This is a genomic window from Streptomyces sp. CA189 (assembly GCF_056428985.1).
On the sequence record NZ_JBWJVM010000010.1, the window covers coordinates 83534 to 102948 of the forward strand.

Sequence of the window (19415 nt, forward strand, 5' to 3'; positions counted from 1 at the left end):
CCCGGCACGCGCGAGTACGGGGACGCACGCCGTCGGGCGCGCTGTTCACGGCACTTTCGGGTCCCCGAACCCGCCCTGTCAATGGAAAGTGAACAATTCTCAACTTTTGCCGGAGCGTGCCGCGTCGAACAGGGCGAGCTGCTCGGCGCCTGCCTTCTCCAGCTCCCCGGCGAGCTCCCGGGCCTCCGCGGCCCCGCCAGAGGCGCGCTCACCCGCGCAGAGCAGCAGGGACTGGGTGAGGTGGGCGCGCAGGGCGGCGGTGAAGACCCGGTCGAATTCCGCCCCCGACAGCGCTCCGGCCCTCCGTACGGTGTCGGAGCCGACCATGCCCGGCATGTCGTGCCCCTCGTGGGGGCGGGTGTCGGGTGCTCCGGAGAGGGCCAAGAGTGCGCGCAGCCGCGCGAGTTCGGCCCCCTGCCGGTCCGCCGCCCGCTGCGCGAACCGGGCCGGCGCCGGATCCCCGGCCCGGGCCGGCGCGAGGTCCGTCAGCAGCCGGGCCCGCTCGTCCACCCCTGGTCCTGTTCCTGTGTGGGGAACCCCGGCCTAAACCGGGGACGGAAGCGCATCCTTGGCCCGGAAGCGTGGAGCGTCGGGGTTCGTCATGCGGCCCACTGTGGGCCAGGCGATCGCGCTCGGCGAGATGCTGCGCGATCACTGCTCGCTCTACAACGGGGCGTTGCAGGAGCGTCGTGGCGCGTACCGGCATGTGTCGAAGACGTCCGTCAAGTACGGGATGCAGTCGGTGCAGCTCAAGGAGATCCGGGGGTTCGATCCGGAGCGTCAGGGCCGCTGGTCGTTCTCCTCCCAGCAGGCGACGCTTCGCCGGCTGGACAAGGCGTTCGCCGCGTTCTTCCGCCGGATCAAGTCCGGTGACACGCCCGGCTACCCGCGCTTTCGTGGGGTGAACTGGTTCGACACCGTGGACTTCCCCAAGGACGGGGACGGCTGCCGGTGGGATGCCACCCCGCAAGGTCAAGACCGTCTCGGTCAAGCGCGAGGGCAAGCGCTGGTACGTCGTCCTCACCACCGGACAGGCTGAGCTGGAACCGCTGCCCGCAACCGGGTCCGTGGTCGGCATCGACCCCGGGATCGCCAGCTTCCTCGCCGACTCCAACGGCGAGTTCGCGCCCAGCCCGCGCCACGGCCGGCGCGCAGCCGCCCGGCTGCAAGCCGCACAGCGGGCCCTCTCGCTGTTCCCGCGCGTTGGCCGCGCGAAGCGGCACCGCCAATCACCGCAGGGCCGTTGAGAAGGTCGCCAAGCTGCACCGCAAGGTCCGGCGTCAGCGCCTTGATCACGCGCACAAGAGCGCGTTGGATCTGGTCCGTAAGCACGATTTCATCGCGCATGAGGACCTCAAGATCCGCAACATGGTCAAGGCCCCCGCCCCGAAGCCCGACCCTAAGGCGCCGGGTGGTTTCCTGCCCAACGGGGCCACAGCCAAGGCGGGGCTCAACCGCTCGATCTCGGAAGCCGGTTGGGGGGTGTTCCTCACGATCCTCACCAGCAAGGCTGAAAGCGCCGGTAGGGAAGTGATCGCCGTGGACCCCCGCAACACCTCTCGGACCTGCCCCGAGTGCGGGTACGTCGCCAAGGAGAACCGGCTAACACAGGGAAAGTTCAAATGCATGTCGTGCGGCCACCAGGCGCACGCGGACACGGTGGGCGCAATCAACGTTCTACGGGCCGGGCTGGTCCGTCGCAACGCCAACACGGCATAGCGAGAAGCCCCCTCCTCAGGAGGGGGAGGGGTCACCGGGATCATCAGCTGGATCGAGGCGATGTTGGTGTCGTTAGCGGTCCCAGCCCGGACGTACCGGGCACCGGCGTCCCGGCCCGCGGCCAGGAGGGCGGGCAGCGTGAACCAGGGTTTTCGCACGGTGGTTCCTTGCCTGCGGGTAGAGGGGGGAAGGGCGGAAGCGGCGGACCGGGGCCGCCCGGTGGTGGACCGGGCAGCCCCCTTCGGGTCACTGGAAGACGCGCACGTAATCGACGAGCATCCGGGCCGGGAACGGCGTGGTGGCGTCCGTCGGACCGGGCCAGTCACCGCCCACCGCGAGGTTGAGGATCATGTAGTGGGGGTGGTCGAAGATCCACGGGCCGCGCGTGCGTTCCACCGTCTCCTTGTCGAGCGTGAAGACGGTCCGCCCGTCCAGGCTGTAGACGATGCCCTTGCTGTTCCAGTCGGCCGCCCAGACGTGGAAGTCGTCGGAGAAATCGGCGTCCTGGGGCAGCTTGTACGGACCGCCGATCCCGCCGCCGCCGTTGTAGGCGGGTGCGTGGACGGTGGAGTACGAGGTCTTCACGTCCTTGCCGAGGACCTCCATGATGTCGATCTCCCCGTTGTACGGCCACGGCCGCCCGGTCAGGAAGTCGCCGCCCATCATCCAGAACGCCGGCCACAGCCCGTTGCCCTTGGGGACCTTGATCCGGGCCTCGACGCGCCCGTACGTGAACTGGAACGTGGCCCCGGTGTTCATCCGCGCCGAGGTGTACTGGCAGGTGGTGCTGCCCGTCAGCGGGTCGGGCGGGCAGCCCTTGCCGGGCGTGGCCTCCTTGCGGGCCTCCATGACGAGGTGGCCCGCGCCGTCCGTCGCGGCGTTCTGGTGGTCGGTGTAGTACTCCAGCTCGCCGTTCTGCCCGGTGCCCGGGTCCGCCCGCCACTTCGCCGGATCGGGCTTGCCGGCCGCGGGGCCGTCGAACTCGTCGCTCCACACCAGCCGCGGCGGGTTCGCGGGGTCCGGCGGCAGCGGCGGGGGAGTTACCGGGGCGCCGCTGGTGCCGTACACCTGGAACTCCCACAGGGAGTAGCCGTACGGGGTCGCGCGCTCGGTGCCGTACATCCGCACGTACCGCCCGGTGCCCGAGACGGTGAGGGTCTGCTTGAAGCCCGTGCCCGCCGTCGTGGAGTAGACCGGGGTCCAGGCGTTCCCGTCCGGGGAGACCTGGATCTGGAAGGACTTGGCGTAGGCCGGGTCCCACTGGAGGACCACCTTGTGGATCTGCGCGGGCGCGCCGAGGTCCACGGAGATCCAGCCGGGATCCGTCCAGCCGGTGGCGGGGCTGGTCGCCCAGCGGGAGGCGGGATCGCGGTCGAAGGCCCTGGCCGGAGTGCACTCCCAGCAGTTCCCGTCCGCCTGCGAGGAGGAGGCCGCGCCGGTCCTGCCGTACGAGAGCAGCGCGTCGCCGCCGTCGCCGGTGCCGGGGGTCCCGTAGACCTGGAACTCCCAGAGGGAGTAGCCGTATCCGGTGGCGCGCTGGGTCCCGTACATCCGTACGTAGCGGCCGGTTCCGGAGACGGTCAGGTTCTGCGTGCCTCCGGCGCCGGCGGTCGTCGCGTAGACCGTGGTCCAGTTCGCGGCGTCGTCCGAGACCTGGATCTGGAACGCCTTGGCGTACGCGGCCTCCCAGGCGAGGGAGACCCTGCCGACCGTGGCGGCGGCACCCAGGTCCACCTGGATCCACTGCGGGTCCGCGAAGGCGCTGGACCAGCGGGTGCCGGCGTTCCCGTCGACGGCGCTCGCCGGGCTGTAGCCGGGCTCACTGCCGGAGACGGTGACGGATCTGCCCTGCGACAGCAGGGTTTCGGCGGCGCGGGCGGGAGAGGTGGGGAGGGTGCTGAAGGTGAGGAGGGTGAGCGCGACGGCGACGAGTAAGCCGAGGCGGCGCAGCGACGGAGGCACGGCGGCTCCTGGAAGCGAGGGGGGAGGGCGAAGCACGGGGGCGGAGAGGGGGTCGGGGAGCGCTCCCTGAGGGGTGAGGATGGGGCGGGCCCCCACCACTGTCAAGGTGTCGCGTCACCCGGTGGACATTCCGGCGACTCCGGTTCGTCCACTGATGGAGCGTTCTCTCGATGCCCGTACGTCTCCCGGTGAACCGTGCTGACCAGGGAGAATCCCGCGCAGGCCGCGGCCGGTCCGCATACGCCGGCAACATCCCCCGAAACACGGACTGTTGACAGTCGATCAGGCTCCGGTCCACCATCGCGGGAGAACGCTCCCCGCGGGCCGTCCGCCCGACCCGGCGGCGGCGCCGCCGAACGGAACGGGCCGGTATGAGAAGACCCACGCTGGAAGTGGTCGCCGCCCGCGCGGGCGTCTCCCGATCGAGCGTCTCCCGCGTCGTCAACGGGGAGACCACGGTCGCGCCCGAGATCCGCGAGGTCGTCCTGCGAGCCGTGCGCGAACTGGGCTACGTGCCCAACGCCGCCGCCCGCAACCTGGTCACCCGCCGGACCCACGCGGTGGCCGTGGTCGTCTCCGACCCGCCCCAGGGAGTGGTCTCCGACGACCCCCTCTTCTCCACCGTGGTCCGCGCCGTCAGCAGGGAACTGGAGACCGCCGACAAACAGGTCGTCCTCATGCTCGCCGAATCGGACCGGAGCCGGGCCCGGGTCGAGGAGTACGTGGCCGGCGGACACGTGGACGGCGTCATGCTCGTCGCCCTGCACGGCACGGACCCCCTGCCCGCGGCCCTGGCCAGGACGGGCCTGCCGGTCGCCTCGTTCAACCGCACCTGCGCCCCGGACGTGCCGTACGTGGAACTGGACAACGCGGCCGGCGCCGCGCTCGCCGTACGCCACCTCCTGGAACGGGGCCGGCGCCGGATCGCCACCATCACCGGACCGCTGGACCTCTTCGAGTCCCGCGAGCGCCTCGACGGCTACCGCACCGCCCTGCGCGACACCGGCCGCCGGTCCATCGTGGCGCTGGGCGACTTCACCCGGGCCTCCGGAGCCGAGGCCATGCGGCAGCTCCTGGAGGACGACCCGGAGTTGGACGCGGTGTTCGCGGCCAACGACCTGATGGCCATCGGCGCCCTGCGCACCCTGCGGCAGGTGGGCCTGCGGGTCCCCGAGGACGTGGCCGTCGTCGGCTTCGACGACATCGAGGCCGCCGCCTACACGGTCCCGGCCCTCACCTCCGTACGCAGCCCCATGGCCGACCAGGCCACGGCCACCGTGCGACTGCTCCTGGACCTGATCGAGGGCGGCTCCAGGGACCGGGTGGTCATGCCGAACGACCTCGTGATCCGCGAATCCTCCTGAGGGAGCGCTCCCTCAGGGCCTGTGGCCCTCGGAAGAACCCGTCACGTCCTGTACGTGCCGCAGGCCAGGCCCCGCCAGGACCTCGTGCAACTGCTGGAAGACCTGCCGGGCGCCCACGGCGTTCCAGTCGGCGGGGAGCAGCTCGGCGGGCAGACCCGGGTCGAGGTAGGGCAGCCGGCGCCACTCGGTGAGCATCGGCACGTAGTGGCGGAAGGCCTCGCCGGGGTCGATGCCGTCCTTCGCGGCGAGCTTCGTGGCGACCGGTGCGTACGAGCCGGTGAACGTGGCGTACTGGGCCTGGATCGCGGGAAAGTCCCACCAGGAGCTCACCGCCTCCGGCAGGTCGCTGAACGCGGCGTAGTCGGCGGCGGCGAACAGGTGGACGTACTCGCTGAGGCCGAGCCGGACGAGCATGTCGCGCGCGTCCTCCAGTAGCCGGCCCGGCGCCAGCCACACGCCGGGGGCGATGTTGCCGAAGCCGAGCCAGGTCAGCCTGGTGCGCAGCTGGTAGCGGTGGGAGCGCTCGGACTCCGGTACGGAGAACACCGCCATGGCCCAGCCGTCCGCGAGGTCCGCCGGTTCGAGGCTGGCGAAGATGCGCCGGTCGCCGGCGTCGAAGACGGGGTGGACGGCCGGGCTGAGCCGGTACCCGGTGGCTCCGCGCCGCTCCGGTTCGAGGACGCCCTTCTTCTTGAGCCGGGAGATGGCCGAGCGCACCGCCTGGCTCTCCACGCCGAGCTCGGACATGAGCGTGATCAGGTCGGCGACGGAGATCCAGCCGCCGCTCCCGCGCACGAAGGCCCCGTAGACCGTACTGATCAGCGAGCTGGGCCTGAGGGGACTGTCCGACATGATCACCTTCCCGTGGTGTGGGGTGGTGATCCTATCGAGGGGCGGCGGCCGGACCGCCCTCGCTCATCCCGCGGCCGGCGTTCCCGGGTGCAGGGGAGCCTCCGCGTACGCGCCGGAGAGGAGGTGGCCGGCGCCGGGGGCGACGGCCGGCAGGTCGAGGGCGCGCAGCATCTGGTGGGCGGTGCAGACGGCCGCCGAGACGACCGGCTTGCCGAGGAGCTGCTCGGCCTCCTCGATGGCTCCGAGCGAGGGCATCTGCACGCAGGCCGACAGTACGACCGCGTCCGCGTCGGCGTAGTCCAGGGCGCGGGCCAGGCCGGGGAGCCTGGCCGGGTCGTGGGCGGCCACGTCGAGGTTGTTCGGGATCTCCAGGGCGTGGTGGTCGAGGACCTCGATGCCCTCGTGGGTGAGGTAGTCGACGACGGTCTGCGTGAGCGGGCGCATGTACGGGGCCAGCAGGGCCACCTTCTTGGCGCCCATGGTGTGCAGCCCGTGCACCAGGGCGCCGGCGCTGGTGACCACCGGGGCCGGGGCCCCGTTCTCCACGGTGCGCGTGTGCAGGCGCTCCTCGGAGGCGCGGTGGTAGCCGAGGCCCATGCTCATGATGGCGACCAGGCAGGCGTAGCCGAGCACGTCGACCCGCGCGTCCGAGAGCTCCACGGCGCAGCGGTCGGAATCGGCGTCCATCGCCTTGAGCTGCTCCGGCGTCACATGCGTCATGCGCATGCGGCTGGAGTGGAAGGTGAAGCGGTCGTCGGGCGCGATCTCCATGCGGGCCCGCAGGATCGCGGGCACCTCGGTCTCCATGGTGACGTTGGAACTCGGGACGATCTGGCCGATGCGGTAGGTACGGGGCGGCACGGGTGCTCCTCGATGGTTCGGGCGGGGATTTCGGATGAGTTGTCCGCCGGGGTTCAGCGGGCGTCGACGACGGGGTTGGCGAGGGTGCCGATGATCTCGACGGTGGCCTCGACGGTGTCGCCCGGCACGAGGAACTCGGGCGGGACCATGCCGGCCCCGACGCCGGAGGGCGAGCCGGTCGCGATGACGTCGCCGGGCTCCAGGGTCACGCCCGAGCTGATGTCGGCGATGAGCCGGGCGATCGGGAACAGCATGTGGCGCGTGTTGGACTTCTGCTTGGTGACCCCGTTCACGCGCAGTTCGAGGTCCAGGTCCATCGGGTCCGGGACCTCGTCGGCGGTGACCACGGCGGGGCCGAAGGGGGCGTAGGAGTCCTGGCCCTTGGAGAAGAACCACTGGCCCGAGCGGCGCTGGTCGCGGGCACTGATGTCGTTGACGATGCTGTAGCCGAAGATGTGGTCGTACGCCTCCTCCTCGGTCACCCGGAACGCGGTCGTGCCGATGACCACGGCGAGCTCGCACTCCCAGTCGAGCTGCGTCGTGAGGTCGGCGTTGTGCAGGATCGGCGCCCCGGGGCCGGTGACGGCGGTGGCGGGCTTGCTGAACAGCACCGGACGCGGGGGCAGGTCCTTGTCGGTGTCCAGGCTCCGGCTGGACTCCTCCACGTGCTCCACGTAGTTCAGCCCGACCCCGATGATCTTGCCCGGGCGCAGCGGGGCGCGCAGCGTGACCTCCTCCAGCCGGTGGACGGCCCCGGCGGGCCGGTCCGCGGGATCCCCGGCCAGCAGGCGGGCGGCCGCCTCGCGGGCGGGGGCGCCCGCCCGGACGAACGACAGCAGGTCGGCGGGCAGTTCGACGCCCGCGTGCCGGGCGAGCGCCGCGAGGTCGTACACCAGGCCGTCGGCCAGGGCGCCCAGGCGGTCGGCGGTGGCGGTCATCGGCGCGGTCGTGTAGGTCACCAGTCGCATTGGTGGCTCCTAGAAGAGAGGGGGCTTCGGGGGTGCGGGCGGAGGCCCGGCGGGGTGCGCCGCCGCACCGGGACCGGTGTCAGGGCCGGCGGTCCGGTGCGGCGACGCGGCTCAGGAGGCGGGCTGGTGCCCGCCGTTGTCCGGGTACGCCTCTTCGCGGTGGAAGCCGAGGGAGCGCATGACGGGGAAATCGTTGAAGGAGAACAGGCAGGCGTCCTCTGACGGGTCGAGGTTGTGGTGCTCGTGCCAGGCCCAGGACGGGACGCAGAACACGTCGCCCTGCTTCCACTCGAAGCGCTGCCCGGCGACCACCGAGACTCCGCGCCCCTTCGCCGCCGTGTAGATCACCGACCCGGTGTGGCGGTGGGCTTGGGTGGCCTGGCCCGGGCGCAGCAGCTGCATGTGGGCGCTCATGGTGGGCATCACCGAGCCGCCGGTCACCGGGTTGGTGTACTCCGCGATGACCCCGTCGTACGGGGAGCCCTCGGTGGCCGAGGCCAGGCCGAGCAGGGCCTCGTAGGTCTGCTCCCAGGGGTAGGCCAGCAGCGGGGAGTAGGGCCGGGTCCACTTCTCGGAGCCGTACGGGAGCAGGTTCGCGGCGTAGCTCAGGACCGAGGAGTTGACCACCTTCCCGGGCCGCTGGTACAGCTCGGGGTGGACCTCGTAGAACCCGGCGTCCAGGGCGTTGACCAGCGGGATGTCGAGGCCGTCCTGCCAGATCACCGGGGCGTCGGCGGCGTCGTTGCCGTGCTCGTGCCAGGTGCCGTTCGGGGTGATGGCGAAGTCGCGCGGGCCGACCTTCAGCTTCTGGCCGTCCACGATCGTCCACGCCCCGGTGCCCTCGTGCACGAAGCGCAGTGCCGCCGCCTGGTGGCGGTGGGCGGTCATGGCCTCGCCGGGACCCATGATCTGCAGCCCGGTGTACAGGAGTCCGGTGGCGGCACTGACGTCCCTGCGGCCGGGGTTGACCAGCATCACGACGCGGCGGCCCGCGTCGTCGGCCCGGACGAGCCCGAGCGCCTTGTGGACGAGGGGCCGCAGCTCCTCGTAACGCCACAGCACCGGAACGGACTTGGGCTGCGGATACCAGGGCTCGATGTCGTTGGCGACGGTCCACAGCGCACCGGCTTCCAAGGCTTCGAGCTCGCCGTAGTAGGCGGTGAGTTCGGGGGTGTCGGAGACCCGGGCGCGGCCGAGCGCGGTGTCGTCCTGGTCGGTGGTCATGCGTCCTCCTCGGGGGTGGCGGTGGTCGGCAGGGCCGTGTGCGGGACGGTGAAGGTGACCGGCAGGCGCGGCCGGTTGTCCACTTCGAGGCGGAAGACGTCGAAGCGGTTGTAGTGCCCGGTGATGTCGTGCATCTGCTTGGGCTGGATGCACCGGTTCAGGTCGATCTCCGCATAAACGATGCCCTCGACGTCGACGAGCGGCTCCGTGACCGGCCGGCCGTCGGGGCCGAAGATGCCCGACAGGGCGCTGCGCGGCCGGGCGAACAGGGCCCGGACCGCCTCGTCCTCACCGGCGACCGCGTCGACGATCTCGGGGGAGACGGTGGAGCAGGCGACGACCGAGAAGACCTTGCCCTCGAAGCTGTGGGCCGCGGTCCGCACGGCGATGGCCTCCGCCATGTCGTAGTCGGCGGGTGCCACGGGCAGGGCGATGTAGCAGGCCGCGTGCACGAGTTCGCCCTGCGCCAGGAGCGTGAAACGGGCCAGGGTGTTGGTGTTCTCCCCGCACGCGAGGGCGCCGACCGGGCCGACGGGGGTCTGGTGGACGCGCAGGGAACTGCCGTCGCCGCCGGTCCAGGTGAGCTTCTCGGCCCAGGTGGGCACCAGCTTGCGGTGCACGCCGAGCAGTTCGCCGTCGGGGCCGATGGTCAGCAGCGTGTTGTAGAGCACGCCCAGGCTGTGCGGGGCGCGTTCGTTGACGCCGATGACCAGCACGACCCCGTACTGGCGGGCCGCCGCGCGCAGGGTGTCCACGTGCGGGCCGGGGACGTCGATGGACGCGCGCTGCAGGCGCTCGAACCAGGGCGAGCCCTGGACCGGGTTCATCGTCCAGTTCCAGTACGGGTAGCCGGGGACGAAGGCCTCGGGGAAGACGACGAGTTCCGCGCCCTTCCCGGCTGCCTCCGCGATCAGGGAGACGGCCTTGTCGACGGTGGCGGCGGGATCGAGGTAGACGGGAGCGGCCTGGACGGCGGCCGCGGTGAAGCGGGGCAGGTCGTTCGGGGTACGGGTCTCCATGGGATCTCGGCCGTTCCGTTTCAGAGGGCCGGCGCGGCGACGCGCGGCAGCCATCGCTGGTGCACCGGTGCGGCGGGCCGCCGCAGCAGTTCGAGGCGGGGCGGCACCCGGTCGGTGCGCGCGGCCGGCGGCCGGGCGCTGCCGGCCCGCCAGGACCGGGCCCACGGCGCGGCCGGGCCGCGGTAGCCCTGGGCCACGGCCGCGTGCAGGGTCCACAGGGGGTCGTGGAGCTGGGCGCGGCCCACCGCGCACAGGTCGGCGCGGCCCGCCAGGATCACCGAGTTCACGTCGTCGTAGGTGGAGATCGCACCGACGGCGATGGTCGCCACCCCGGTGGTGTTGCGGATCAGGTCGGCGTACGGGGTCTGGTAACTGCGGCCGAAGGGGGGCCGCTCGTGGGACACGACCTCGCCGGTCGAGACGTCGATCGCGTCGGCGCCCGCGGCCGCCAGGGCGCGCGCGATGTGCACGGCGTCCGCCTCGTCGAGGCCGCCCTCGGCCCAGTCGGCGGCCGAGACGCGGACCACGAGGGCCTTCCCGGCCGGCCACACCGCCCGTACCGCGCCCAGCACTTCGAGCGGGAAGCGCAGCCGGCCCGCCACCGCTCCGCCGTACGCGTCGGTGCGCCGGTTGGTCAGCGGAGAGAGGAACCCGGACATCAAATGGCCGTGCCCGTACTGGAGTTCCAGGACGTCGAAGCCGGCCCGGTCGGCGCGCTCGGCCGCGCGCACGAAGTCCCGTACGACCAGGTCCATATCGGCGCGGCCCGCCTCGCGGGGCACCCGGGCGCCCTCGTCCCAGGGCAGCGGGGAGGCGGCCAGCAGCGACCCCCCGGCGGCCCGGCGGCCGGCGTGGGTGAGCTGGATGCCGAGGCAGGTGTCGGACTGCCCGTGCGCGAAGGCGGTGATCCGCCGCCAGGCGGCCTCCTGCTCGTCGGTCCACAGGCCGGGGCAGCCCGCGTCGGCCCGTCCGTCGGCGCTGACCGCCGTCATGCCGGCGATGACCAGGGCCGCGCCGCCGAGGGACTGGGTGCCCAGGTGGACGAGGTCGAAGTCGCCGGGGACTCCGTCGACGGCCGTGGACAGGGCCATGGGCGGTACGACGATCCGGTTGCGCAGGCGCAGGCCGCCGAGCTGGAAGGGCCGGAACATGGGCGGGACCGGCGCCGAGGCGTTGACCGCGGTGGTGAACTCCTCGTCGCGCACCCGCAGGTTGTCGTAGGTGACCCGGCGGCTGCGGGTCAGCAGGTTGAAGGCGAACTGGTGCGGCTCCTGGCCGGTGTACCGGTCGATGTTCTCGAACCACTCCAGGCTGGCCTGCGCCGCCCGCTGCGTGGACTCCACCACCGGCCTGCGCTCGGCCTCGTAGGCGGCCAGCGCGCTTTCCACGTCGGGGTGCTCGTGCAGGCAGGCGGCCAGGGCGAGGGCGTCCTCCATGGCGAGCTTGGTGCCCGAGCCGATGGAGAAGTGGGCCGTGTGCGCGGCGTCCCCGAGCAGCACGGTGTTGCCGTGGCGCCAGGTGCGGTTGCGCACGGTGGTGAAGCGCAGCCACTTGGAGTTGTTGGGGATGAGCCGGTGGCCCTCCAGGTGCTCCGCGAGGATCTCCTCGCAGCGCCGGATGCCCTCCTCGTCGCTGGCGCCGGGCGCCAGGTCGAGGCCGGCGGACCCGGCGAAGCCGCCGCGCTGCCAGGTGTCCTCGTCCATCTCGACGATGAAGGTGGAGCGGGTGTCGTCGTACGGGTACGCGTGCACCTGGAGGGTGCCGAAGTCCCGTTCCTCGACGATGAAGGTGAAGGCCTCGAAGACCTTGTCCGTGCCGAGCCACATGTAGCGGCCCGCGCGCTCGTCGAGATCGGCTCCGAACGTGTCGGCGTAGGCGGCCCGGGTGGCCGAGCGGACGCCGTCGCAGGCGACCACCAGGTCGTATTCGGCGGCCAGTCGCTCCGGCGCGGGAGCCTGCGTGCGATAGCGGACGTCCACTTCCAGGGCGGCGCAGCGCTCTTGGAGGATCTCCAGCAGCCGTCGGCGGCCGAGCGCGGCGAAACCGTGCCCGCCGGAGGTGAGGGTCCGGCCGCGGTGGCGGACGTCGATGTCGCTCCAGCGGGCGAACTCCGCCGACATCGCGGCGTGTACGAAGGGATCGGCCTGGGCGATGCCGTCGAGGGTCTCGTCGGAGAAGACCACTCCGAAGCCGAAGGTGTCGTCGGGAGCGTTGCGCTCCCAGACGGTCACCTCCCAGTGCGGGGAGATCTGCTTGGCCAGGGCGGCGAAGTACAGGCCGCCCGGCCCGCCTCCGATGACTGCTATGCGCACGGGGCGCCTCCTCGGTGGTTCTCGATCAGTTCGGGGGCCTGCCGGCCGGCCTTCGTGAGGACCTCGCGGACCTCGGCGGGCCAGGGGGTGGTCCCGGTCGCGCGGGCGGCGGAGTGGGCGATGACCATGCGGCCGGTGGCGGCCGCCGTGCCGTCCGGGCCCGCTGTGCCGTCTGGGCCCTCCGGGCCCGGCTCGCCGTGGACGGTGAAGGCGTAGTGGAGGGAGCTGGTGCCGACCTTGGTGACCCGCAGCTCGGTCCGTACGGCCTCGCCGAACCAGAGCCGGGCCCGGTAGTCGGCCTCGAAGTGGACCCGGGGCGTGCTGCCGAAGAGGTGCGACAGGCCCAGGCGGCGCAGCAGCACGGCCTCGGCCGCCTCGACCCAGCGGATCACCGTGGAGTGGTGGTAGTGGCCCGCCGCGTCGGTGTCGGTCCACTCGACCCGGCGCTCGACGACCACGCTGGGCAGGTGCGGCACCTGCGCCTCGGGACACCCGGCGGCGCAGCCGCCGTCGTCCGGTGCCGGGGCGCCGGGAGCGGCCTCGGCTGGTTCCCCTCCCCGGGTGCGGAGTTCGGCGCGCCGGAGCTTGCCGGTCTCCGTACGCGGGAGCTCGGTGACGAACTCCACCGCACGCGGGTACTTGAACGGGGCGATGGCCGCCTTGACGTGCTCCTGGAGCTCGCGGACGGTCTCCGGGGCGGCCGGGACCCCGTCGCGCAGGACCACGTACGCCTTGACGAGCATGCCGCGCCGTTCGTCGGGGACCCCGACGACACCGCAGTCCGCCACGTACGGGTGGTCGGCCAGCGCCTTCTCGACCTCGGGGCCCGCGATGTTGTAGCCCGAGGAGATGATCATGTCGTCGCTGCGGGCCACGTACCAGAAGTAGCCCTCGGCGTCGCGGACGTAGGTGTCGCCCGTGATGTTCCAGCCGCCCCGGACGTACGCGGACTGGCGCGGGTCGTCCAGGTAGCGGCAGCCGGTGGGCCCGGTGACGGCGAGGAGGCCGGGCTGCCCGTCGGGGACGGGAGCCCCGTTCCCGTCGACCACGGCGGCGCGGTAGCCCGGGACGGGCCGGCCCGTGGAGCCGGGTCGGATGTCCTCGTCGGCCGCGGAGATGAACACGTGGAGCATCTCGGTGGCGCCGATGCCGTCGATGATGCGCAGCCCGGTGGCGGCGTGGAACTCCTCCCACACGGCGGCGGGCAGGGGTTCGCCCGCCGAGACGCAGCGGCGCAGCCCCGCCAGCCGGTCCGCCGCACCCGCGGCCAGGATCGCGCGGTAGGCGGTGGGCGCCGTGAACAGGACGGTCACCCCGTGTGCGGCGACGAGGTCGGCCAGCTGCCCCGGCGTCGCCGTCTCGACGAGCAGGGTGGCGGCCCCGACCCGCAGCGGGAAGACGACCAGCCCGCCGAGCCCGAAGGTGAACGCGAGCGGCGGGGTGCCGGTGAACACGTCGTCGTGCTGCGGCCGCAGCACGTGCCGCGAGAAGGTGTCGGCGTTGGCGAGCACGTCCCGGTGGAAGTGCAGGGTCGCCTTGGGGCGCCCGGTGGTGCCGGAGGTGAAGGCGATCAGGGCCACGTCGTCCGCTGCGGTGTCCACGGAGGTGAAGACACCGGCCTTGGCCGAGCAGCGGACGGTGAGGTCGTCCTCGCCGGGACCGCCGTACGCGACCACCCGCGGGGCGATGCCCGCACCGGGGCCCGCTTCGGTATCGGCATCCGTATCGGTTTCGGTATCGGCGGTGGTATCGGGAGCGGCAGTGGCCGCGGCCTCGAGTTCCTCGAGGTAGCGGTGGTCGCACAGGGCGACGGCGGGCCGGCTGATCTCGCACAGTGCGGCGAGCTCGGCGGCGCGCAGCAGCGGCACCGTGGTGACGGCCACCCCGCCCGCCTTGAGCACGCCGAACCAGGCTGCGACGAGCCAGGGGTTGTTCGGGCCGCGCAGCAGCACACGGTTCCCGGGGATCAGGCCCAGGTCCTCGGTGAGCACTTGGGCGACCTGGTTGGCCCGCTGCCGTAGTTCACCGTAGGTCCAGCGCTCTTCGGTGGTCAGCAGGCAGGGGCGGTCGGGTCCCCAGCGCTCGACGGCGTCGTCGAGGAGGCTGTGGGCGCAGTTGAGCCGGTCCGGGTAGTCCAACTCCGGCAGGTCGAAGTGGAGTTCGGGCCAGAGGTCGAACGGCGGAAGCCGGTCGCGGCAGAAGGTATCGGCGTGCGCCGAAGGGGAGAGCTCCATGGGGCGGCACCTCAATCAGGGAGCAGCGGGGGAGATGGGGCAAGTATCTCGATAAATTGGCTGCCGTCAATTCCTCGCTATATTTCTGTGAGGCGATCGACCCCCCGGTGACTCCCTGGTGGCCCGCTGGCGACTCCCTGGCGACTCCCTTGGTCGCCGTTCGGGCCGGCCTCCCGGGCCCCCTCGTGAGCGCCTCCCAGAGGGCCTCCGGAAGACTCCCGGGAGGTCTCCGGTGCGCGCCGAGCCGCGCGTCAGGCGGCCGGCACCCGCACGCGCACGGACTTGCCGAACTCATCTGCCTGGACGCTGAGTTGCCCGCCCGCCTCGGTGGCCATCAGGTGCACGATCAGCAGGCCGCGCCCGTCCTCGGCGTCCGGGTCGACCTCGCCCCGCGGGTGCGGCAGCCGGGGCAGCGAGGAGGCTCCGTCGGCGACCTCGAGCTGGAGCCATCCCCCGCGCAGCGAGATCCCGACGCGCAGGCGGCCCGCGTCGGCGGCGTGCAGGACGACGTTCCCGACCAGCTCGCTCACGGCCAGCAGCAGGACGTCCGCGATCTCGGCGGCGATTTCCCAGCCGTCGAGCACCGAGCGCACGCGGGAGCGGACCAGGGGGACGGTCGCCGCGGTGGGCTCCGCGGCCCAGTGGCCGAAGCCCCGGGCCCGGGAAGCGGCCGGGTCGGCCGGGTCGGCGGCGGACCGGGTGGAGGGGGCCGCGGGGGAGGGTGCGGAGGGGGGTGTGGAGGTGAGCATGGCGTGCTCCCGGAGGGGAAGGCGACGACATTCGCGCGGTGGCTCGTGTAACTGCCGGGGAACTCGGACTGCCCGTGCTCTTGTGGTCTGCGGAAACGCGTCGCTAGAGTCGTGATTACACGTGTAACACGCTAAGCCTCCTCCCCGGCCCGCGCAAGCATTTCGGACATACGTTACGAAGCCTTGTCCGTAGCGCTCGGTGCTCGCTCGGCCCCGGCGGGAGTCGCACCTGAACCCCTCGGCCCCCCGGGCCGGGCAGATTGGAAGGGCCGCAATGACGCAATCGCTCCCCGCTGCGATCGATCCGGCGGACATGACCTGGCCGCCGCCGCCGTTCCGGACCCCCGTGTCCGCCGTTGTGGACGCGGACGGGATCCGCCGCTTCGAGGGCATCACCTACGCGACCTCGCCCGGCTACCGCCCCCGGCTGCTCGACGTCCACGTACCCGCGGGTGAGGGCCCCTTCCCGGCCGTGGTGTGGATCCACGGCGGCGGCTGGCTGGACGGCGACCGCCGCTATCCGCCGCCGACCGTGCCCGTCGAGCTGCTGCACGGGACCGTGCTGGGGGCGGGGCTGGCCCTCGTCTCGATCGACTACCGGCACAGCCTGGAGGCCCCGTTCCCGGCACAGCTGCACGATGTGAAGGCCGCGATCCGCTACGTCCGGCAGTTCGCCGCCGTCCTCGGTGTGGACCCTGACCGGATCGGGGTCTGGGGCGAGTCCGCAGGCGGCCACCTGGCGGCCCTCGCCGGAGTCGTCGGCGCGGACACCCCGGACGCCGCGGAGCTGGAGGGCGCGCACGGAGTGGGCGCCGGCGACACCGCCGTACGGGCCGTCGTCGACTGGTACGGGGTCTCCGACCTGCTCACCCTCGCCGATCACCCCATGCCGGCGTTCCCGCCGATGCCCGGTGGAGCCGAGTTCCCCGACCCGTACGAAGCCCTCCTCGGCGCGTCCGTCGCCGAACGCCCGGAGCTGGCTCGGGCCGCGAGCCCCGTCACGTACGCCGTCGAGGGTTCCGACCCGCCGCCGTTCCTCCTCGTCCACGGAACCCTGGACGGACTGGTTCCGTACAGCCAGAGCGAGGAGCTCGCCGCGGCTCTCGCGAAGGCCGGGGGCGAGGTCGTCCTGACCCCCGTGGAAGGCGCCGACCACATCTTCCTCGGCTCACCCGACATCGACCGCATCGTGGCCGACAGCGTCGCCTTCCTCGCCCGACACCTGGCCGCCTGAGGTCCCGTAGCCGGCGAAGGGACGGCGCCGGCGGTGGGTGTTCCGGCACCGGGGCGCCCGCTGCCGCCGCCGGACCGGTCGCCTCCCCCCTCCCCGCCCCGTAGGCGGGAGGGGGGACCTGGAGACGGCGGGCGACCGGCTCGCGGGAGGCTTCCCGCCGGGAGGCACGGGCCTCGCAGCCCGAACGGGACGGCCCGGCTCCTGGAGGACCCTCAGTCGGTGCAGCCGGGGACGGCGCCGGTCGGGCCGCAGTTGTTCGGCTGATTGGCGCGGACGACATCGCCGTTCAGCGTGAGGACGCCGGACGCCTTGAAGATGCCGCCGCCGTCACCCGCCCGGTTGTGCCTGATGGTGTTCTCCTCCAGCGTGGTGGTGCCCAGTCCCTCGGCTCCCCCTGCGTGGTAGAGGCCGCCGCCCTGCGCGGTGCCGTCCTTCGCGGTGGCCGTGTTGCGCAGGACCTTGTTGCGCTCGGCCGTCAGCGTGCCGCCGTCGGGGTTGTCGAGGCCGCCGCCCTGAGCCGTTCCGCCCGGTGCCTCGACGGTGTTGCCGGTGATCTGGCTGTCGGTCAGGTCGAGCGTGCCGAACGGGCCCACGCGGACGCCGCCACCGCGCGCGGTGCCGTTCTTCGCGACCGCCCGGTTCGCGCTGATCTTCACGTCGCTCACGGTCATCAGGGCGTTGTTCGCGATGCCACCGCCCTGGGCGAAGCCGTGCGGAGCGTCCGAGGTGTTGTCCGTGATGGCGCCGCCTGTGACGGTCATTCTTCCGGGCGCCGGGATGCCGTTGGCGACGGCGGCACGCGCGAACCCGCCCGGGGCGAAGGCGCGGTTCTCGCTGATGACCGTGTTCTTGACGGTGGTCTCGGCGAAGCTGATGAGGCCGGCTCCGAAGGCGAAGCTCTGGGTGTCCTTGGTGACGGTCGCCGTGTTCCCGGTCAGCCGGGAGTCGGTGACCGTGAGCGGACCGTCATTGACGATCGCGGCGCCCGCGGCGCCGCCGCCGAGGTCGCTGCCGGTGTAGATGACCTTGTTTTCGGTCACCTCGGTCTCGCTCACGGTTCCGGTGCCGGGGTTGTCGATTCCGCCGCCCTGGGCGAACACGTCGGACTGAGACGTGTTGCCGGTGATCTTGCTGCGGGTCACGCTCATCTTTCCGGTGTTGGAGATGCCGCCGCCGCAGGCCAGGCCCGGGGGATCGGGGAAGGCGGGGCAGTCGGTGGCGAAGCCGCCGCTGATCGTCGTGCGGGCGAGCGTGAGGTTCCCCGTCGGGTCGACGAGGAGGATCCGGAACTTCGGCACCTTGTGCCCGCGCCCGTCCCGCCGGATCGTGGACCCACGTCCGTCGATGGTGATCTCACTGGTGATCACCGGTAGCCCGTTTGCGGGGTTCTCGGGGTCCGGCGCCGTCAGTTTGTACGTGCATGTGCGCGCCAGCCGGAGGGTGTCCGGTCCGGGTGAGGCGTTCGCGGCGTTGATCGCCGCGACGAGATCGGGAACCGAGCAGCGAACCTGCACCGTGGCGGCGTGAGCGGCCGGGGCGGGGACCGCCACCAACGCGCCCGCGACGAGGCCGAGGACGGCCGGGACATGCCGACGAGACATCGGGGGACTCCTCCTTCTGCGCTGTGGGCCGGCCGTCGGGGGACCGCAACCAGCCGCGCCCAGCCGACCACGCCCGACCGCCTTCGGCTTCCGGGCTTGATCCGTACAGGCGGGCGGACAGCCCGGACGGAGCACGAAGGCGTGCGAACGGGCCAAGGAGTGCGTGGGGTTCTCAGGTTCTCAGGAGGTCTCGCGCTGGACGAGGATCGCCTCTATCTCGGGTACGGGCGCCGTGGTGCCCGTCTCGATGAGGTCGTGCACGGCGTCGGCGACCAGGGCCGGCGAGGCCAGCTCCAGGCGGATCGAGGTCAGCGGGGGTTCCTGGAGCCCGGCGAGGACCAGGTCGTCGGAGCCCACGACCGCCACGTCCCGCGGTACGGAGATCCCCTCGGCCCGCAGCGCGTAGAGGAGCAGGGCGGCGTACTCGTCGTTGTACGCGAACACGGAGTCCAGCCCGAGGCTCCGCCAGCGCCGGGCCAGCGCGGTCGCGGACTCCCGGGTGTACGAGAGCTCCACCGGGGTCACCGTGGCCATGTGCCGGGCGGCGACCGATTCGGCGCCGGCGAGCCGCGGCGCGGCGAGCGTGGCGAGGCCGCGTTCCTGGGGCATGACCACGCCGATACGGGTCCGGCCGCGGGCGATCAGGTGCTCCGCGGCGGTGGCGCCGATGACGGCGTGGTCGAAGCCGATGGTGTGCACGCCCGGTACGGGGCGTGCGGCGAAGGCGATCAGCCCCCGTACCCCGGCGCGCCGCAGCAGCTCCGCGGCCTGCGCGGTGAGGCGGTCGCCGTCGAGGGCGATGACGGCCGCCGGACGCAGCTCGGCCCAGGCGCGGGCGGCGTCGAGGGGATCGGCGAAGCGTCCCGCGTGCAGGACCGCGGTGTAGCCGTGCCGGTCCAGCTCGCTGTGCAGGTCGTCGACCCAGTCGCTGACGAGGCGGCCGACCGCGGAGATCGACGACGGCATCAGGACGAGATTGCTGCGGCCGGCCCGCAGGGACCGGGCGGCGGCGTGCGGTACGTAGCCGAGCTGCCGGGCGGCGTCGAGGACGCGCGCGCGGGCGGCTTCGCCGACGCGGTGTCCCTGGGTGTCGTTGAGGACGAAGGAGACCGTGGCGCGGGACACCCCGGCGAGGCGGGCCACGTCGGCGCTGGTCGGGGACGCCGGAACAGGAGTGTCTTTGGCCATGACGACGATCGACGCTCCTTTTGATCGGCTCTATGCCTTCCTTTCGAAGGTTACACGAGTTAGATCAAGGGAGCGCCGGCCCGCCCGGATGGGCGGGCCAGGGAGGGGCGGGGAGGGGGCAGGGAGGG

The 19415-nt window shown here is 72.4% G+C and carries 14 protein-coding genes and 2 pseudogenes; 3 read left to right on the plus strand and 13 right to left on the minus strand.

What is annotated here, in order from left to right:
- Window positions 1–99: 99 nt before the first annotated feature.
- Window positions 100–510, minus strand: coding sequence for a DUF305 domain-containing protein (locus tag AC061S_RS11085; protein ID WP_478685708.1), 411 nt, complete (start codon window positions 508–510; stop codon window positions 100–102).
- Between the two features lie 91 nt (window positions 511–601).
- Here AC061S_RS11085 and AC061S_RS11090 point away from each other — a divergent pair.
- A pseudogene (locus AC061S_RS11090) lies at window positions 602–1719 on the plus strand (RNA-guided endonuclease InsQ/TnpB family protein).
- A gap of 246 nt (window positions 1720–1965) precedes the next feature.
- Here AC061S_RS11090 and AC061S_RS11095 read toward each other — a convergent pair.
- Window positions 1966–3681, minus strand: a complete 1716-nt coding sequence (locus tag AC061S_RS11095) for a discoidin domain-containing protein (protein ID WP_478685709.1) — start codon at window positions 3679–3681, stop codon at window positions 1966–1968.
- Between the two features lie 371 nt (window positions 3682–4052).
- On the opposite strand from AC061S_RS11095, the gene AC061S_RS11100 reads away from it, so the two are divergent.
- Window positions 4053–5045, plus strand: coding sequence for a LacI family DNA-binding transcriptional regulator (locus AC061S_RS11100; RefSeq protein WP_478685710.1), 993 nt, complete (start codon window positions 4053–4055; stop codon window positions 5043–5045).
- A 12-nt stretch (window positions 5046–5057) separates the two neighbouring features.
- Here the strand turns inward: AC061S_RS11100 and AC061S_RS11105 are convergent, their stop codons facing one another.
- The 9 genes and pseudogenes from AC061S_RS11105 to AC061S_RS11145 form a co-directional block, all read right to left on the minus strand.
- The gene (locus tag AC061S_RS11105) at window positions 5058–5897 is read right to left on the minus strand and encodes a PaaX family transcriptional regulator (protein WP_478685711.1); all 840 of its coding nucleotides are present in this window, start codon (window positions 5895–5897) and stop codon (window positions 5058–5060) included.
- Window positions 5898–5960: 63 nt separating this feature from the next.
- On the minus strand, window positions 5961–6704 hold the full coding sequence (locus AC061S_RS11110; RefSeq protein WP_478685788.1) for a maleate cis-trans isomerase family protein: 744 nt from the start codon (window positions 6702–6704) through the stop codon (window positions 5961–5963).
- A 107-nt stretch (window positions 6705–6811) separates the two neighbouring features.
- Window positions 6812–7726, minus strand: coding sequence for a fumarylacetoacetate hydrolase family protein (locus tag AC061S_RS11115; protein WP_478685712.1), 915 nt, complete (start codon window positions 7724–7726; stop codon window positions 6812–6814).
- A gap of 111 nt (window positions 7727–7837) precedes the next feature.
- Window positions 7838–8950 (minus strand): cupin domain-containing protein, encoded by a 1113-nt coding sequence (locus AC061S_RS11120; protein ID WP_478685713.1) that lies wholly within the window; start codon window positions 8948–8950, stop codon window positions 7838–7840.
- Window positions 8947–9969, minus strand: a complete 1023-nt coding sequence (locus AC061S_RS11125) for a carbon-nitrogen hydrolase family protein (protein WP_478685714.1) — start codon at window positions 9967–9969, stop codon at window positions 8947–8949. Before AC061S_RS11125 ends, AC061S_RS11120 begins: the two co-directional genes overlap by 4 nt.
- A gap of 20 nt (window positions 9970–9989) precedes the next feature.
- Window positions 9990–12281, minus strand: a complete 2292-nt coding sequence (locus AC061S_RS11130; RefSeq protein WP_478685715.1) for an oxidoreductase — start codon at window positions 12279–12281, stop codon at window positions 9990–9992.
- On the minus strand, window positions 12272–12757 hold the full coding sequence (locus AC061S_RS11135; RefSeq protein ID WP_478685789.1) for an acyl-CoA thioesterase: 486 nt from the start codon (window positions 12755–12757) through the stop codon (window positions 12272–12274). Before AC061S_RS11135 ends, AC061S_RS11130 begins: the two co-directional genes overlap by 10 nt.
- A 51-nt stretch (window positions 12758–12808) precedes the next feature.
- Window positions 12809–14515 (minus strand): annotated as a pseudogene (locus AC061S_RS11140) (AMP-binding protein); the annotation flags it as partial.
- A 251-nt stretch (window positions 14516–14766) separates the two neighbouring features.
- Entirely contained in the window at window positions 14767–15264 is a 498-nt protein-coding gene (locus AC061S_RS11145; protein WP_478685716.1) for an ATP-binding protein, read from the minus strand.
- A 274-nt stretch (window positions 15265–15538) separates the two neighbouring features.
- Between AC061S_RS11145 and AC061S_RS11150 the strand changes: the two genes are divergently transcribed.
- Window positions 15539–16498: an alpha/beta hydrolase fold domain-containing protein gene (locus AC061S_RS11150; protein WP_478685717.1), complete on the plus strand. Its 960-nt coding sequence runs from the start codon at window positions 15539–15541 to the stop codon at window positions 16496–16498.
- 212 nt (window positions 16499–16710) lie between these two features.
- Here AC061S_RS11150 and AC061S_RS11155 read toward each other — a convergent pair whose 3' ends face one another.
- Both AC061S_RS11155 and AC061S_RS11160 read right to left on the minus strand, forming a co-directional pair.
- Window positions 16711–18099 (minus strand): hypothetical protein, encoded by a 1389-nt coding sequence (locus AC061S_RS11155; protein ID WP_478685718.1) that lies wholly within the window; start codon window positions 18097–18099, stop codon window positions 16711–16713.
- 180 nt (window positions 18100–18279) lie between these two features.
- On the minus strand, window positions 18280–19287 hold the full coding sequence (locus AC061S_RS11160; RefSeq protein WP_478685719.1) for a LacI family DNA-binding transcriptional regulator: 1008 nt from the start codon (window positions 19285–19287) through the stop codon (window positions 18280–18282).
- Between the last annotated feature and the right edge of the window lie 128 nt (window positions 19288–19415).

Bases quoted from the DNA above. Each gene is read 5' to 3' on its own strand.
- AC061S_RS11100 (WP_478685710.1), top strand. From the start codon at position 4,053: ATGAGAAGACCCACGCTGGAAGTGGTCGCCGCCCGCGCGGGCGTCTCC.
- AC061S_RS11105 (WP_478685711.1), bottom strand. From the start codon at position 5,897: ATGTCGGACAGTCCCCTCAGGCCCAGCTCGCTGATCAGTACGGTCTAC.
- AC061S_RS11110 (WP_478685788.1), bottom strand. From the start codon at position 6,704: ATGGAGACCGAGGTGCCCGCGATCCTGCGGGCCCGCATGGAGATCGCG.
- AC061S_RS11115 (WP_478685712.1), bottom strand. From the start codon at position 7,726: ATGCGACTGGTGACCTACACGACCGCGCCGATGACCGCCACCGCCGAC.
- AC061S_RS11120 (WP_478685713.1), bottom strand. From the start codon at position 8,950: ATGACCACCGACCAGGACGACACCGCGCTCGGCCGCGCCCGGGTCTCC.
- AC061S_RS11125 (WP_478685714.1), bottom strand. From the start codon at position 9,969: ATGGAGACCCGTACCCCGAACGACCTGCCCCGCTTCACCGCGGCCGCC.
- AC061S_RS11145 (WP_478685716.1), bottom strand. From the start codon at position 15,264: ATGCTCACCTCCACACCCCCCTCCGCACCCTCCCCCGCGGCCCCCTCC.
- AC061S_RS11150 (WP_478685717.1), top strand. From the start codon at position 15,539: ATGACGCAATCGCTCCCCGCTGCGATCGATCCGGCGGACATGACCTGG.
- AC061S_RS11155 (WP_478685718.1), bottom strand. From the start codon at position 18,099: ATGTCTCGTCGGCATGTCCCGGCCGTCCTCGGCCTCGTCGCGGGCGCG.
- AC061S_RS11160 (WP_478685719.1), bottom strand. From the start codon at position 19,287: ATGGCCAAAGACACTCCTGTTCCGGCGTCCCCGACCAGCGCCGACGTG.